Raw genomic sequence first — 14382 nt, forward strand, 5'->3', positions numbered from 1 at the left:
GATGCTGCCCTCAGACGCCGGGCGACCGCTCCGCGGTCTTGGCTCCGCCGCACACGTGCCGGGCCGCGTTCGCGGCCTCGTCCCGTCCCTTCCGGGGCGGGCCGCCTGATGCCGCGAATGACCCTTGCCGAAGCCGAGGCGCTGGCGCGCGACGCACTTGTCGCGGCCGGCGCCAATCCGCGCATGGCGGCGATGACCGCCGCCGCGCTCGTCGCGGCCGAGGCCACGGGGCAGTCCGGGCACGGCCTGTCGCGCGTGGCGATGTATGCCGGGTTCCTGCGCAACGGTCGCGCCGACGGCGCGGCCGAGCCGACCATCGTGGCGACGCGCGGCGGCGCGGTGCTGGTGGATGCGCGGCACGGCCTCGCTTATCCCGCGGTGGCGCTGGCCATCGAGGAAGCCGCTTCGCGCGCCGCGGCGCATGGCGTCGCCTTCGCCGGCATCACCAACAGCCACCACAGCGGCGCGATGGGGCTGCCCGTCGCGGAGCTGGCGCGGCGTGGCCTCGTCGCACTCGCCTTCACCAACTCGCCCGCCGCCATGCCGGTGCCGGGCGGGCGGCGCGCGCTGATGGGCACCAACCCCGTCGCCGCCGCCTTCCCCAGGCGCCCCACCCCGCCGGGCAAGCCCGGCGGGGCCCCAGTGCCGACCGATCCGCTGGTCGTCGACATGGCACTCAGCCAGGTGGCGCGCGGCAAGATCATGGTGGCGGCGAAGAACGGCACACCGATCCCGGAAGGCTGGGCGCTGGATGCCGCGGGCAACCCCACCACCGATGCAAAGACCGCGCTCGGCGGTGCGATGCTGGCGGTCGGCGGCGACAAGGGCGCGCTGCTCGCGCTGATCGTGGAGCTGCTGTGCTGCGCGCTGACCGGCGCCGCCTTCGGCTTCGAGGCGGACAGCTTCTTCGAGGCCGAAGGCAACCGGCCCCGCCTCGGCCAGGCGATCCTCGCCATAGACCCCGGCGCGCTGGCCGGCCGAGAGGCCTTCCTCGACCGTATCGAGACCTTGGTGGCGGCGATGCTGGGGGATCCCGGCGTGCGCGTACCCGGCAGCCGCAGCGCCGCCCAGGCGCGGCGCGCGGCGGAGGAGGGCATCGAGATCCCGGACCCCTTGCTGGCGTCGCTGCGACAGGCCGGCCCGTGATCCGTCCGCGCGTCTCGATCGGCGAACCGGTCGGCGACTTTCACGCCCGTTCCGCCGTCAATCCGTGCTTCGCCTTCAACACCCTCGCCGGGCGCTGGCTGATGGTGGTGATCCCCGGATCGCTGGCCGAGCCGGGCAAGGCGGCGCGCCTGGCCGCCGCCGTCTCGCCGCATGCGCAGCGCCTCGACACCGACAACGCCTACATGGTCGTGATCGGCACGGATGCGGAGGACGAGCGCGCCGGAAGGCTGCGCGACGCCACCGGCATCCGCGTGCTGTGGGACGACGACGGCAGCGCGCGGCGCGCGCTGCGCGCCGAACCGCAACAGGACGTGCCCTGCACCGGCTGGCTGCTGCTCGATCCCATGCTGCGCGTCTTCGCCGCGTGGCCGCTCGAGCAGGGCGCGGAGGCGATGGCGACCCTCGCAATGCTGCCGCCGCCGGCGCAGCACGCCGGCGTGACGCTGCACGCCCCGGTGCTGATCCTGCCGCGCGTCTTCGAGCCCGCCTTCTGCCGCGAGCTGATCGCCCTGTATGAGACGCAGGGCGGCGGCGAGAGCGGCTTCATGCGCGACGTGGACGGCAAGACCGTCGGCCTGCTGGATGCCGGCCACAAGCGCCGCAAGGACGCGGTGATCGAGGATCCCGCGCTGCAGGCGAGGTTCCGCGCGCGGCTGGTCGCGCGGCTGGTGCCGGAGATCCAGCGCGCCTTCCAGTTCAAGGCCACGCGGATCGAGCGCTACATCGTCGCCTGCTACGATGCCGCCGACCAGGGCTTCTTCCGCGCCCACCGCGACAACACCACGCTCGGCACCGCGCATCGCCGCTTCGCCGTCACGATCAACCTGAACACGGGCGAATACGAGGGCGGCGATCTCTGCTTCCCCGAATTCGGGCCGCAGACCTATCGCGCGCCGCTCGGCGGCGCCGTGGTCTTCTCCTGCTCCCTGCTCCATGAGGCGCGGCCGGTGACGCGGGGCCGGCGCTACGCCACGCTGCCCTTCCTCTACGACGACGAGGCGGCGAAGATCCGCGCGCGCAACGAGCAGTTCCTCGCTGCCCGGCAGAACCCCGCCGCCGCGGTCGCAGAGCCTTGAGCGGCACCGCGACCGAGCGCATCGCCGGCCCCGCCGCCGTGGCCGCGCTGTTTGCGCGGCGGCCGCAGGCGGTGCTGCGCCTGTTCTACCTGCCGACGCGGCGGCGCGAGGCCGGACCGCTCTGCAAGGAACTCGCCGCCGCCCGCAAACCTTATCGCGAGGTGCCCCCCGACGAACTCGCCCGCATTGCCGGCACGCCGCATCACGGCGGCATTGTCGCCGTGGCGGAGGCGCGCGTGGTGCCGGAGCTTGGGGCGCCCTTCCCCGCCGCGCTGCTCTCCGCGCGCGTGCTGCCGGTGCTGGACGCCGTGGGCAATCCGCACAACCTCGGCGCCATCGCGCGCAGCGCCGCCTTCTTCGGCTGCGCGGGGATGATCCTGTCGGACGATGCGCGCCAGGCCGGGCTTTCGGACGCCGCCTATCGCACGGCCGAAGGCGGGCTCGAGCATCTCGCGCTCCATCGCGCGGCGAGCCTTCCGGTCGCGCTGCGCGCCATGGCGCCGCGCTTCACCACCGTCGCCGCCGTCGCCCATGGCGGCGTCGCACCCGCCGCCCTGCCACGAACGAAGAACTTCGCGCTGCTGCTGGGCAACGAGGAGACGGGGCCGGGCGCGGCCGCCATCGCCGCCTGTGCGCATCGCGTGACGCTGCCCGGCTCGGGCCGCGTGGAGAGCCTGAACGTCTCGGTCGCCGCGGCGGTGCTGATCCAGGCGCTCGAATCGCTGCCGCCATGAGCGACTGCGACATCCTGGTGATCGGTGCCGGCGCGGCCGGCATCGCGGCCGCGCGCGCGGCAACCGCCGCCGGGCGCCGCGTGCGCGTGCTGGAAGCGCGGCACCGCATCGGCGGGCGCGCGCTGACCGACACCTCGCTCGGCCTGCCCTTCGACCTCGGCGCCACCTGGCTGCACGATGCGGAGCACAACCCGCTGACGGCGCTGGCCCGCGGCTTCGGCGTACCGCTCGCCGACAGCGACGCGCTGCGACGCGAGATCACCTTCATCGGCGGCCGGCAGGCGGATGCCGCTGAGGTCGCCGCCTACGACGCCGCCTGGGAGCGCTTCGAGCCCGCGATCCGCGCCCGCGCCGCCGCGCCCGGGCCCGACATCGCCGCGGCCGAGGCCGCGCCGCGCGGCGGCCCCTGGGACGCGACCGTCGCCGCCTGGCAGGGCCGGGTGATCGCCGCCTGGCCGCTGGAGGAGATCGGGCTCGCGGACTTCGCCGCGACGCTGCTCTCCGGCGCCAACCTGCTGCCGCGGGGTGGGTTGGGCGCGCTGGTCGCGCGGCTCGGCGATGGGCTGCCGATCACGCCCGGCGCGCCGGTGGAGCGGCTGCGCTGGGGCGGCACCGAGGCGGTGGCAGAGGGCGCCTTCGGCACGCTGCGGGCGCGCGCGGTGGTCTGCACCCTGCCCACGACCCTGCTCGCGGACGGGTCCTTGCGCTTCGAACCTGCCTTGCCGGCCGAGGTGATCCAGGCCGCGCACGACCTGCCGCTCGGCGCCGCGATCAAGGTCGCGCTGGCGGCCGCCGGGGCGGAGCGGCTCGGCCTGCCGGACCATGCCTCCACCGACAGGATGGTGGCGCCCGGCGAGGACCTGATCCCGATCACCTTCTGGCCGCAGGGCCAGCCCATCGCCTCCGCCTGGATCGGCGGCCCCACGGCGCTGGTGGTTGCGCGGGATGGCCCGGCCGCGGCCGAGGCGCTGGTACGGGAGGAGATCGCGCAGCGCCTCGGCGGCGCCGCCCCCGGCGCCTTCCGGCCGGGCGCGCTGGTCTCGGGCTGGATCACGGATCCGTGGGTGCGCGGCGCCTACAGCCACGCCCGGATCGGCGCCGCAGGGGCGCGCCCGGTGCTGGCGACGCCGCTGGCCGGCGGTCGGCTCTGCTTTGCCGGGGAGGCCTGCCACCCGACCCTGGCCGGCACGGTGGGTGGCGCCTGGATCTCCGGCGAGCGGGCGGCGGCACACGCTCTCGTCGCCGCGGCTTGACCCGAGCGCTCCACGGCCGAATTGATGCGCGATGGTTGAGGCAGCAAGCCCCCCGCAGGAGTCCTGCGAGATGACGGTGGGGCCGGAGGCGGGCGTGCTGGCGCTCTCCGGCCGGCTCGACACCCAGGCGGCGGCGGTGCTCTGGCCGAAGCTGATGGCGGAGGCTGCCGGCGGGCCGGTGGTGCTGGACCTTGCCGGGCTCACCGCCCTCGACACCACCGGCGCCACGCTGCTGCTGACGGCGGAGGCGGCGGGGCATGGCAATGCCCTCCGCGGCGCGCCGCCGCAGGTCACCGATGTTCTCGACCGCGTGCGGGCCGCCCTCGCCGCCCCGCGGCCGAAGCCGGAACAACGGCTGCCGCTGCTGGCGCGGATCGGCCGGACCAGCCTGAATGCCGGGCGCGGCGTGCTGGACGGGATCGGCTTCATCGGCGAACTCGCCCTGGTCGCGCTCGGCACGCTGCTGCGCCCCTGGCGCCTGCGCGGGGGCGAGGTGCTGCGCCACCTGGACGAGGCGGGAACGCGGGCCTTCCCGCTGACCCTGTTGCTGGGCTTCCTGCTCGGCGTCATCCTGGCCTTCCAGAGCGTCATCCCGCTGCGCCGCTTCGGCGCCGAGATCTTCGTCCCCAACCTCGTCGGCATCTCGCTGCTGCGCGAGCTCGGGCCACTGATGGCCGGGGTGATCCTGGCGGGACGCACCGGCAGCGCCTATGCCGCCGAGCTCGGCACGATGAGCGTGAACGAGGAGGTGGCAGCGCTGCGCATCATGGGCGTGGACCCCATGGCGCTGCTGGTGCTGCCCCGGGTGCTCGCGGGCATCCTGGTGATGCCGGTGCTGTCGTTGGTGCTGACGCTCGCGGGCCTGGCCGGGATGGCGCTGATCATGGGCCTGTTCGGCTTCCCGCTGACGACCGTGACGCAGCAGCTCTCGCAATGGCTGGAACTCAGCGACATGCTCGGCGGCCTGTTCAAGGCCTGCTTCTTCGGCCTGGCGATCGCCGCGATCGGCTGCCGCGCCGGCCTCGGTGCCGGGCGCGGGCCGCGCGCGGTGGGCGATGCGGCGACCGCGGCGGTGGTCGGCGGCATCGTCTCCATCATCCTGCTCGACGGGCTATTCGCCGTGCTCTACGAGAAAATCGGCGTATGAGCGAAACGACCGTCAGCGCGGAGGCCGTGATCCGCTGCGAGGGGATCGCCGCGGGCTTCGGCAGCAACATCCTGTTCCGCGACGTCACCTTCGATGTGAAGCGCGGCGAGGTCTTCGTGATCCTCGGCGGATCGGGCTGCGGCAAATCCACCCTGCTGAAGCTGATGATCGGCCTGGTGCCGCCGCTGGCCGGGCGGGTGACGATCCTCGATACCGATGTCTGGGCGACGGAGGGGAAGGCGCGGCTGGAACTGCTCAAGCGCATCGGGGTGATGTGGCAGCAGGGCGCGCTGTTCGGCTCGCTCACGCTGCTCGAGAACGTGGAGATGCCGCTGGCCGAGCACACGAGCCTGAGCGCGGCCGCGCGGGCCGAGGTGGCGCGCGCGAAGCTCGGCCTGGTCGGCCTTTCGGAAGCGGCCTCGCGCCTGCCGTCGGAGGTTTCGGGCGGCATGCTGAAGCGGGCGGGCGTGGCGCGCGCGCTGGCGCTCGATCCGCCGATCCTGTTCCTCGACGAGCCCTCGGCCGGCCTCGACCCGATCACCTCGGCCGGGCTCGACGCGATGATCCGCGACCTTTCGCGCACGCTCGGCACCACCTTCGTCGTCGTCACGCACGAGCTGGCTTCCATCCTCGCCATCGGCGACCGCTGCATCATGCTGGACAAGGAAGCGAAGGGCGTGATCGCGGAGGGCGATCCGCGGCGACTGCGGGAGGAGAGCACCCAGCCCACGGTGCGCGCCTTCTTCCGGCGGGAGGCCGCATGAAATCGAGCGCGCTCTACCTCCGCGTCGGCGCGCTGGTCGTCGTCGGCGTGGCGCTCGCCGTCGGCTTCGTGCTGTTCCTCGCGGGCGGCCGCGGCCAAGGCCCGACCGCCACCTTCGAGACCTATTCCCGCGAATCCGTGCAGGGCCTCGATGTCGGCGCGCCGGTGCGCTACCGCGGCGTGCCGATCGGCCGCGTGACGGAGATCGGCCTCGTCTCCGCCGAATACGGCAGGCCCGAAGGCGTGCCCTTCACGGAATCCTTCCGCCTCGTCTTCGTTCGCTTCGCCGTGGACACCGAGCGCGTCGGCGAGGTTCCGCGCGCGGAGGAAGCGATCCGCATCGGCCTGCGCGCGCGCATCAGCGCGCAGGGAATCACCGGCGTGAACTACGTCGAGCTGGACTTCGTGAATCCCGAACGCTTTCCCGTGCCGACGATCCCCTGGACGCCGCGCTACCCCGTGGTGCCCGCCATCCCCTCCACCGTCGCGCAGGTGCGCAGCGCGGCGGAGACGCTGATGCAGCGCCTGTCCGAGGTGCCGCTCGAGCAGATGATGCACGACTTCGCCGAGTTGCTTGCGGCGCTGCGCGACCAGGCCTCCGGCGGGGACGCCGCGGCCCTCCTGCGCGACACCGCGCGCACGGCCGAGCTGGTGCGCGCCGCCGTCGAGCAGGGCGAGATCGCAGCGACGCTGACCGAGCTGCGCCAGGCCGCCGCAGGGGCGCGCGAGCTTCTCGCCGGGGAGGATCTGCGCGCGGCGGTGGAGAACATCACCGCGACCGCGGCCGAGCTGCGGCGCGCCACCGCGGCGCTACCGGACACGCTCGCCGCCCTGGATCGCACCCTGCGCACGGTCCGCACAACCACGCAGGACGTGCAGTCGGAGCTGGTGCCGATCCTCGAGAACCTCCGCTCCGTGACCGCCAATCTGCGCGCGACGACGCAGCAGCTGCGGAACTCGCCCTCACAGACGCTGTTCGGAGCACCACCCGCCCCGCCGGAGCGCCGCCGATGAACCGACGCCTTCTGCTCGGCCTGCCCTTGCTGTCCGCCTGCTCCGTGCTGGAGCAGCCAAACATTCCCGTGATGCGCTACGCGCTGAGCCCGCGGCGGCCCGATACGCGGCAGGCACCCCGCAACGCCGGCATCCTGCTGCTGCGCGGCTTGCGCGGCGCGGCCGGCATCCAGGATGTCGGCCTGCGCACACTGCAGCCCGACGGGGCGATCCGCCTCGCACCCTATGACGAATGGATCGCGCCGCCCGGCGAGCTGGCGGAGTCCGCGCTGCGCGCCTGGCTCTCCGCCTCCGGCCTCTTCGCCGCGGTGGTGACGCCCGGCAGCCGCGCCGATGCGACGCTGGTGCTGGAAGGCGAACTGACGTCACTGGAGGCAGTGCCCTCCGCCAATGAGGCGCGGGCTGGGCTTGCCGGCGTGCTGCTGCTGGATCGCGGCGGCGTGACGCGCGTGCTGATGACCTTCAACGTCGCCGGCGCTGCGCCGCTCGCCGCGGATGCGGACGAGCCGGCGAAGGCCGCCGCGATGCAGGCGGCGCTCGGCGACGCCTTCACGCGGCTGGAGCAGGCGATCGTCAGCGGCCTGCGTCGCTGACCTTCGTTCCGGCCGCACGCGCCGCCTCGATCGCGGCGCACAGCGCCGCCATGTCGCCGACCTGATTGGCGAGGATCAGCACCAGGCGCGCATCCAGCCGGCGCGATTCCTCGGCGCTCAGGCCGCGATGCGCCTCCACCAGCAGCGCGAAGAAGCCGTCCGGGTCGGCGATGCGAGGCGTGGTGTCGAGCGTCATGCGGCGGCCTCCGCAGGGTAGCGGCACAGCGCCCGCTCGAGCGCGGACACGATGGCGGCAGGATCGGGCAGGGCGAAGCGCGCGGCCACATGCTGGTCGGGGCGGATCAGCACCGCACCGCCGCGCGGCGCGGCGAAGCGCGAAGCGGCAAGGCCCGCATGATCGAACAGCGCGCCCGGCGTCTCTTCCGCCGTGACGAACACCGCCGCTACGCCGGCCGGCAGGGCCGCGACGAGCGCCGCATCGGGCGCGCCGAAGACCAGCAGCCGGAACCCGTCGCCGAGATGGCGCAGCAACCAGTCCGGCCGGCCAGCCTGCAGCACCGGCGCATCCGGCGCGGGCGCGCCGGGCGGTGCGCCGCCCTCCCATCCCGCCGGTCCATTCAACGGGCTTGCGGCATAGGTTGAGGGGCGGGAGAGCCGCCCGGAATTCACCAGCGGCCGCGCGAACGCGTGATGCGCCGCAAGCTCCAGCACCGCGTCGCGATAGCCGCGCGCGGCCTCGTTCTTCGGCGTGATGAAATCCGTGCTGCGCGTGGAGTTGAGGATGTTCTCGTCCGTCGCCGGGATCCGCTCGGCGTCGTAGCTGTCGAGCAGCGCTTCCGGCGCGCGCCCCGCCAGCACCGCGGCGAGCTTCCAGGCCAGGTTGTCCGCATCCTGCACGCCGGCATTGCCGCCGCGCGCGCCGAAGGGGCTGACCTGATGCGCGGCGTCGCCGGCGAAGATCACGCGGCCGTGGCGGAAGCGCTCGATGCGGCGGCAGCGGAAGGTGTAGACGCTGACCCATTCGAGGTCGAAAGGTACATGCTCGCCGAGCATGGCGCGCACGCGAGGAATCACCTTCTCCGGCCGCTTCTCCTCCTCCGGGTCGGCGTCCCAGCCGAGCTGGAAGTCGATGCGCCAGACATCGTCGGGCTGCTTGTGCAGCAGCACGGACTGGCCGGGATGGAAGGGCGGGTCGAACCAGAACCAGCGCTCGGTCGGAAACTGCACGTCGCCCTTGATCACGACATCGGCGATCAGGAAGCGGTCCCGGAAGACCTGGCCGGTGAAGGGCAGGCCCATGCTCTCGCGGATGAAGCTGCGCGCGCCGTCACAGGCCAGCAGCCAGTCGGCATGCAGGGCATAGCCGCCATCCGGCGTGTCCACGATCACCGTGGCGCCGACCGCGTCCGGCGCGATGCGCGTGATGCGGTGCTTCCAGCGGATCTCGACGCCGGCGGCGAGGCAGGCCTCCACCAGCCATTCCTCGGCATAGTATTGCTGCAGGTTCACGAAGGCCGGGTATTCGTGGCCTTCCTCCGGCAGCAGGTCGAAGGCGTACGCCTCGCGGTCGCCATGGAAGACGCGGCCGGTCTTCCAGGTGATGCCCTTCTGCGTGAAGCGCGCGCCGAGGCCGAGCCGCCCGAAGATCTCCAGCGTGCGCTTGGCGAAGCAAATGGCACGCGACCCGAAGGAAACGGTGTCGTCCTCGTCCAGCACCGTCACCGCCACGCCATGCCGCGCGAGGTCGAGCGCAAGGGTCAGGCCGACCAGCCCGGCGCCGGCGATCACCACCGGGCGGTGCTGCGCACCTTGCGGCGTGGGCGCGGGCGGGTAGCGCGGGTTCTGATAGGTGGAGGGCATGACCCAGCTTATCGCATGCCGCCCGCCACGACAGCCGGGCAATGGCGGGGGGCAGGTTGCGCGATCCGCCCGGCCTCGGCGACCATGCATGCACCCGCAGGCGTGGGGCGCGACATGTTCTTCCAGCCCGAGGTCGAGACACGCGATCCCGCCGCGCAGCGCGCGCGTGACGACGCCGCGCTGCGCCGGCAACTTGGCTACCTGTTCGACCGCTCGCCCTTCTATGCCGGCAAGCTGCGCGCCGCCGGCTTCGGCGATGCGGCCGCCTGCGGCGGGATCGAGACCCTGCCGCGGCTGCCCTTCACCGAGAAGGACGAGATCCGCCGCAGCCAGGCCGAGGCACCGCCCTTCGGCACTCACCTCGCCGCCGACCCCGCCGCGCTTGCGCGCATCTACTCGACCAGCGGCACCACGGGCGATCCCTGCTACATGCCCGTCACGGCGACGGACCTGGCGAGCTGGATCGAGATCTCCTCGCGCAGCTACACCGCCACGGGTCTGCGCCGCGGCATGCGCGCCGTCAGCACCTACAATGCCGGCCCCTTCGTCGCCGGGGCGGCGCTGGACACCATCGCCTCGCTGGGCGTCTGCCACATCCCCGTCGGCACCGGGAACACGCAGCGGCTGATCCGCGCATTGCAGTTGCTGAAGCCGGAAGCGCTGCTCTGCACCCCGTCCTACGCCCTGCATCTCGCGGAAGTGCTGGCGGAGCGCGGCATCGCGGCGGATCGCCTCGGCGTACGGCGCATCTGCGTCGCCGGCGAGCCAGGCGGCGGCGAGGCGGAGATACGCAATCGGCTGGAAGCGGCCTTCGGCGCCAGACTCTGCGAAGCGATGGGGATCGGCGACGTCTCCATCTCGCTCTGGGGCGAATGCGATGCGCAGCAGGGCATGCATTTCGCCGGCGGCGACCACGTGCATGTGGAGCTGGTGGATCCCGCGACCGGCGAGCCGGTGGAGAAGACGGACGGCGCGACGGGCGAGCTGGTCTATACCGCGCTCACGCGGGAGGCGGTGCCGCTGCTGCGCTTCCGCTCACGCGATCATGTCGTCTGGTGGAACGCGCCCTGCGCCTGCGGCCGCACCACGCCGCGCGTGCGCTGCATAGGCCGCACGGACGACCTGGTGATCGTGCGCGGCGTGAACGTCTTCCCCACCGCGCTGCGATCCGTGGTCGCCGGCTTCGTGCCGCAGGTGAGCGGTGCCATCATGATCCGCCCGCGCGCCCGCGGCGTGCGGCAGGAACCGCCGCTGCCCGTGCAGGTGGAGCTCGGCCCCGGCATCGCGCCGCCGCCAGGGGGCCTCGCCGCGGCGATCGAGGCGGCGATCCGCACGACGCTGGTGGTGACGGCGCCCGTGACGCTGGTGCCCCATGGCAGCCTCGGGCGAAGCGAGTACAAGACGAAGCTGCTGGATTTCAGCGACGCGGAGTGAGAGCTGCATGAAGACACATCTGGCCGGATCGGACGCCGCCTCCATCCGCTTCCGGGGGCGTGACCTGGTGGAGGAACTGATCGGGAAGCACGGCTTCACCGAGGTCTTCTACCTGTTGGCCGTGGGCCGCATGCCGGAACCGGGTCAGACCCGCGTGCTGGACGCCTGCCTGGTGACGCTGATGGACCATGGCTGGACGCCGACCTCGATGATCGCCCGCCTCGCCTATGACAGCGCGCCGAGCCAGGTGCAGGTGGGCATCGCGGCCGGGCTGCTGGCGGTGGGGGATGTCTTCGCCGGCACCATGGATGGCTGCGCGAGGCTGCTCGCCGAAGGCATCGCGAAGGAGGACAAGGCCGCCTGGTGCCAGGAGGTCGTGCAGGCGCATCGCGCGGCGAAGAAGCCGATGCCCGGCTTCGGCCATCCCTTCCACAAGCCGGACGACCCGCGCCCGCCGCGGCTGTTCCGCGTGGCGCAGGAGGCGGGGATGAAGGGCGACTACATCGCCCTGCTGCAGCAGCTCGGCCGGACGGTGGACGCGGTGTATGGCCGCCACCTGACCATCAACGCCACCGGCGCGCTTGCCGCGCTGCTGCTCGAGATCGGGATGCCGCTGGCGATCATGCGCGGCGTGTCCGTGGTGTCGCGCTCGGCGGGGCTCACCGCGCATATCGCGGAGGAACAGCAGAACCCCACCGCGCGCCACATCTGGAAGCTGGTGGAGGAGGAGATCCCCTACGAGGATCCCCCCGCCTGACCAGCGCCCGCGTCAGATCCGCACGCGGTCCGGCGCCACCTGGCTCAGCGCGCCAGTCCAGATCACCTGGCTCGGCGTGACCTCCTTCGAGAGGCGGTTCATGCCGCGCAGCTGGTCGATCGCGAGCTGGACATTCGCGACCGTGTCGCTGGTCAGGTTCAGGCGGTGGTCCACCTTCGTCATCAGCTCCGCCACCAGCGCGCGGTCCTGGCGCAGGAAGCGCGAGACGTTCTGCACGGCCTGGTCGCGGTTGGACGCGATCAGGTCCGTCGCCTGGATCATGGAACGCATGAAGCGCTGCGTCGCCTCGGCGTTCTGCTCCGCCCAGCCCTTGTTCATGTAGATCAGGTTGCGGATGATCTGGATGTTCTCGTTCGTCGTCAGGATGCTGGCACCGGAGATCGCGCGCACGCCGCGCGTCATCCAGGGCTCCCACACCGCATAGGCGTCGATGTTGCCGCGCTCCAGCGCCGCCACCATCTCGGGCGCCTCGACATTGACGATGGTGTAGTCGGCCGGGTTCAGGTTCATGCGGGAGACGACCGAGAGCCAGAAGGTCTCGCTGCCGGTGCCGCGCGCAACGCCGACGCGCTTGCCCTTCAGCCCGTCCATGTTCGCGATGTTGCGGCCGACGATGCCGATCCAGCGGATCAGCGCGACGCCCTCCGCCACCACGACCACGTTCGGATCGACCAGGTGGGCCGAGACGCCGGCCTGTTCCGCGCCATAGGCGGCGTTGATCTGGTTGCCCACCAGGAACGCGATCATCGCCGAGCCCGAGGGGCCAGTGTTGACCGTGATGTCGAGGCCGTTGCGCTCGAAGATACCGCTTTCGCGCGCGACGTAGAACTGCGCGAAGGAGGGATCGACGCCGGTCGCGATGGTCATGCGGATCGGCGCGCCCTGCGCGAAGGCGGGCAGCGGCAGCGCGGCGGCCGCACCAGCGGCGAGAAGATGACGGCGAAGCATTCCTGTGTTCTCCCTGGGTGTCACATGGTGGGGTTGAAGCGGCCTGCGAAGGCGCGGATCAGCAGGCGGAAGACGCGGTCGGTGAGGAAGCCAAGCAGGCCGAGCGAGATCAGCGCCACGAAGATGTCCTCGATCTGCATGAAGAGCCGGGCGTCCCACAGCATCTTGCCCAACCCGTCATTGGACGCCACGAGCTCCGCCGCCACAATGGTGACGAAGGCGTTGGCCATGGCGACGCGCATCCCGGTGAGGATGTAGGGCACGGTCGCCGGCAGCGCGACGAGCGCGAAGATCTGCAACCGCGACGCGCCGAGGCATTGCGCCGCCCGGATCTTGTCCCGCCCGACCGCGCCGACGCCGGCGGCGGTGGAGATGATCACCACGAAAACGGTGGCATAGGCGATGAGGAAAATCTTGCTCTCCTCGCCGATGCCGAACCAGATCACGGAAACGGTGATCATGGCGACGGCCGGGATGAAGCGGAAGAACTCCGTCCAGGGCTCCAGCAGCATGCGCACCGGCCGGAAGCTGCCGATGGCAAGCCCGATCGGCACGCCCACCGCGCTGCCGATCAGGAAGCCCTGCAGGATGCGTCGCATCGAGGCGACGATCTGCTCCTGCAGGATCCGGTCCTCGATCAGCAGCCAGGCGCGCTCGAACACCGGCCAGGGGGGCGGGAACAGCGCGGAGCGCACGAGATAGATCGCCGCCAGGTGCCAGATGGCGAACAGCAGCAGGAAGCCGGCCACATAGCCGGCGATGGTCGCCGCGCGGCTAGTGGCCACCGTGGATCTCCTCATGGATCAGGGCATGGACCTCGCGGAAGACGCGCATGAATCCGTCGCTCGTCCGTTCGCGCGGGAAGGGAAGGTCCACGGGCACCACGGCCTTCAGCGTGCCGCCGGGCCCGCGCTTCATCACGCCCACGCGGGTGGCGAGCGCGCAGGCTTCCTCGATGTCGTGGGTGATGAACAGGACGGTCTTCTTCGTCTCCGCCCAGATGCGCGAGAGTTCGGCCTGCAACACCGCGCGCGTCATCGCATCGAGCGCGCCGAAGGGCTCGTCCATCAACAGGATGCGCGGATCGTTGGCGAGCGCGCGCGCGATCTGGATGCGCTGCTTCATCCCGCCGGAAAGCTCCGACGGGTGCTTCGCGCCCTGGCCGGTCAGCCCGACCATCTTCAGGAAGCGCTCCGCCGTCGCGCGCCGCTCGGATCGCGGCAGGCCGCGCAGGCGCAGGCCGAAGCCGATATTGTCCAGCGCGGTGAGCCAGTCATACAGGCTGTCATGGCCCTGGAAGACCACGCCGCGATCGGCGCCGGGACCGGTCACGGGCTTGCCGTCGAGCAGGATGCGCCCGCTCGTCGGCGCCTCGAAGCCGGCGAGCATGTTGAGCACGGTGGTCTTGCCGCAGCCCGAAGTGCCGAGCAGGCAGAAGAACTCGCCCTCTTCGAGCGAGATCGTGAAGTCGCGCACGGCTTCCCAGCTGCCGGTGCGGCCCTGGAACACCTTGCCGACGCCCTCCAGGGCGACAAATCCCATTCCGATCCCCCCTGGGTCCTTGTACGGACATTTACGTGCGAGGTTGCGCGGGGGCAACCCGGCTTCACGCCTGTTCGGCCGGGGACTAGAAAGCCGCTGCTGAAGGAAGGGG

The 14382-nt window shown here is 72.1% G+C and carries 15 protein-coding genes; 10 read left to right on the forward strand and 5 right to left on the reverse strand.

What is annotated here, in order from left to right:
• Positions 1-117: 117 nt before the first annotated feature.
• The 8 genes from DFH01_RS01600 to DFH01_RS01635 all read left to right on the forward strand — a co-directional run bounded on the left by DFH01_RS01600 (position 118) and on the right by DFH01_RS01635 (position 7747).
• Positions 118-1146, forward strand: coding sequence for an Ldh family oxidoreductase (locus DFH01_RS01600; protein WP_233255917.1), 1029 nt, complete (start codon positions 118-120; stop codon positions 1144-1146).
• A complete protein-coding gene (locus DFH01_RS01605) occupies positions 1143-2243 on the forward strand; it encodes a 2OG-Fe(II) oxygenase (protein ID WP_199231099.1) in 1101 nt (366 codons plus the stop codon). Before DFH01_RS01600 ends, DFH01_RS01605 begins: the two co-directional genes overlap by 4 nt.
• Positions 2240-2977, forward strand: coding sequence for a TrmH family RNA methyltransferase (locus DFH01_RS01610; protein WP_109868655.1), 738 nt, complete (start codon positions 2240-2242; stop codon positions 2975-2977). Before DFH01_RS01605 ends, DFH01_RS01610 begins: the two co-directional genes overlap by 4 nt.
• Positions 2974-4230 (forward strand): flavin monoamine oxidase family protein, encoded by a 1257-nt coding sequence (locus tag DFH01_RS01615; protein WP_109868656.1) that lies wholly within the window; start codon positions 2974-2976, stop codon positions 4228-4230. Before DFH01_RS01610 ends, DFH01_RS01615 begins: the two co-directional genes overlap by 4 nt.
• A gap of 70 nt (positions 4231-4300) precedes the next feature.
• On the forward strand, positions 4301-5377 hold the full coding sequence (locus tag DFH01_RS01620) for an ABC transporter permease (protein ID WP_109868657.1): 1077 nt from the start codon (positions 4301-4303) through the stop codon (positions 5375-5377).
• Positions 5374-6141, forward strand: coding sequence for an ABC transporter ATP-binding protein (locus tag DFH01_RS01625; protein WP_109868658.1), 768 nt, complete (start codon positions 5374-5376; stop codon positions 6139-6141). The genes DFH01_RS01620 and DFH01_RS01625 overlap by 4 nt, the downstream gene beginning before the upstream one ends.
• The gene (locus tag DFH01_RS01630; RefSeq protein WP_109868659.1) at positions 6138-7154 is read left to right on the forward strand and encodes an MlaD family protein; all 1017 of its coding nucleotides are present in this window, start codon (positions 6138-6140) and stop codon (positions 7152-7154) included. Before DFH01_RS01625 ends, DFH01_RS01630 begins: the two co-directional genes overlap by 4 nt.
• Positions 7151-7747 (forward strand): ABC-type transport auxiliary lipoprotein family protein, encoded by a 597-nt coding sequence (locus DFH01_RS01635; RefSeq protein WP_109868660.1) that lies wholly within the window; start codon positions 7151-7153, stop codon positions 7745-7747. The genes DFH01_RS01630 and DFH01_RS01635 overlap by 4 nt, the downstream gene beginning before the upstream one ends.
• Here DFH01_RS01635 and DFH01_RS01640 read toward each other — a convergent pair.
• Both DFH01_RS01640 and DFH01_RS01645 read right to left on the reverse strand, forming a co-directional pair.
• Entirely contained in the window at positions 7728-7943 is a 216-nt protein-coding gene (locus DFH01_RS01640) for a DUF2783 domain-containing protein (RefSeq protein WP_109868661.1), read from the reverse strand. The two genes, DFH01_RS01635 and DFH01_RS01640, sit on opposite strands and share 20 nt — an antisense overlap.
• A complete protein-coding gene (locus tag DFH01_RS01645; protein WP_109868662.1) occupies positions 7940-9568 on the reverse strand; it encodes an FAD-dependent oxidoreductase in 1629 nt (542 codons plus the stop codon). The genes DFH01_RS01640 and DFH01_RS01645 overlap by 4 nt, the downstream gene beginning before the upstream one ends.
• Before the next feature lie 84 nt (positions 9569-9652).
• Here DFH01_RS01645 and DFH01_RS01650 point away from each other — a divergent pair, with 84 nt between their 5' ends.
• Together DFH01_RS01650 and DFH01_RS01655 are read left to right on the forward strand one after the other, a co-directional pair.
• The gene (locus tag DFH01_RS01650; protein WP_199231100.1) at positions 9653-11002 is read left to right on the forward strand and encodes a phenylacetate--CoA ligase family protein; all 1350 of its coding nucleotides are present in this window, start codon (positions 9653-9655) and stop codon (positions 11000-11002) included.
• 7 nt (positions 11003-11009) lie between these two features.
• Positions 11010-11759: a citryl-CoA lyase gene (locus tag DFH01_RS01655; RefSeq protein WP_109868664.1), complete on the forward strand. Its 750-nt coding sequence runs from the start codon at positions 11010-11012 to the stop codon at positions 11757-11759.
• 12 nt (positions 11760-11771) lie between these two features.
• Here DFH01_RS01655 and DFH01_RS01660 read toward each other — a convergent pair whose 3' ends face one another.
• From DFH01_RS01660 to DFH01_RS01670, 3 genes are read right to left on the reverse strand one after another with little or no spacing between them, the layout of a single operon-like run.
• Positions 11772-12728: an ABC transporter substrate-binding protein gene (locus DFH01_RS01660; RefSeq protein WP_109868665.1), complete on the reverse strand. Its 957-nt coding sequence runs from the start codon at positions 12726-12728 to the stop codon at positions 11772-11774.
• A gap of 20 nt (positions 12729-12748) precedes the next feature.
• Positions 12749-13513, reverse strand: coding sequence for an ABC transporter permease (locus DFH01_RS01665; RefSeq protein ID WP_158287575.1), 765 nt, complete (start codon positions 13511-13513; stop codon positions 12749-12751).
• Entirely contained in the window at positions 13503-14270 is a 768-nt protein-coding gene (locus DFH01_RS01670; RefSeq protein ID WP_109868667.1) for an ABC transporter ATP-binding protein, read from the reverse strand. Before DFH01_RS01670 ends, DFH01_RS01665 begins: the two co-directional genes overlap by 11 nt.
• Positions 14271-14382 lie beyond the last annotated feature (112 nt).

The organism is Falsiroseomonas bella, assembly GCF_003173615.1.
In the GTDB taxonomy this organism is placed as follows: domain Bacteria; phylum Pseudomonadota; class Alphaproteobacteria; order Acetobacterales; family Acetobacteraceae; genus Falsiroseomonas; species Falsiroseomonas bella.

Coding starts and splice junctions, on each gene's coding strand:
- DFH01_RS01600 (WP_233255917.1), top strand. CDS start 118: ATGACCCTTGCCGAAGCCGAGGCGCTGGCGCGCGACGCACTTGTCGCG.
- DFH01_RS01615 (WP_109868656.1), top strand. CDS start 2,974: ATGAGCGACTGCGACATCCTGGTGATCGGTGCCGGCGCGGCCGGCATC.
- DFH01_RS01620 (WP_109868657.1), top strand. CDS start 4,301: ATGACGGTGGGGCCGGAGGCGGGCGTGCTGGCGCTCTCCGGCCGGCTC.
- DFH01_RS01625 (WP_109868658.1), top strand. CDS start 5,374: ATGAGCGAAACGACCGTCAGCGCGGAGGCCGTGATCCGCTGCGAGGGG.
- DFH01_RS01630 (WP_109868659.1), top strand. CDS start 6,138: ATGAAATCGAGCGCGCTCTACCTCCGCGTCGGCGCGCTGGTCGTCGTC.
- DFH01_RS01635 (WP_109868660.1), top strand. CDS start 7,151: ATGAACCGACGCCTTCTGCTCGGCCTGCCCTTGCTGTCCGCCTGCTCC.
- DFH01_RS01640 (WP_109868661.1), bottom strand. CDS start 7,943: ATGACGCTCGACACCACGCCTCGCATCGCCGACCCGGACGGCTTCTTC.
- DFH01_RS01645 (WP_109868662.1), bottom strand. CDS start 9,568: ATGCCCTCCACCTATCAGAACCCGCGCTACCCGCCCGCGCCCACGCCG.
- DFH01_RS01650 (WP_199231100.1), top strand. CDS start 9,653: ATGCATGCACCCGCAGGCGTGGGGCGCGACATGTTCTTCCAGCCCGAG.
- DFH01_RS01655 (WP_109868664.1), top strand. CDS start 11,010: ATGAAGACACATCTGGCCGGATCGGACGCCGCCTCCATCCGCTTCCGG.
- DFH01_RS01660 (WP_109868665.1), bottom strand. CDS start 12,728: ATGCTTCGCCGTCATCTTCTCGCCGCTGGTGCGGCCGCCGCGCTGCCG.
- DFH01_RS01670 (WP_109868667.1), bottom strand. CDS start 14,270: ATGGGATTTGTCGCCCTGGAGGGCGTCGGCAAGGTGTTCCAGGGCCGC.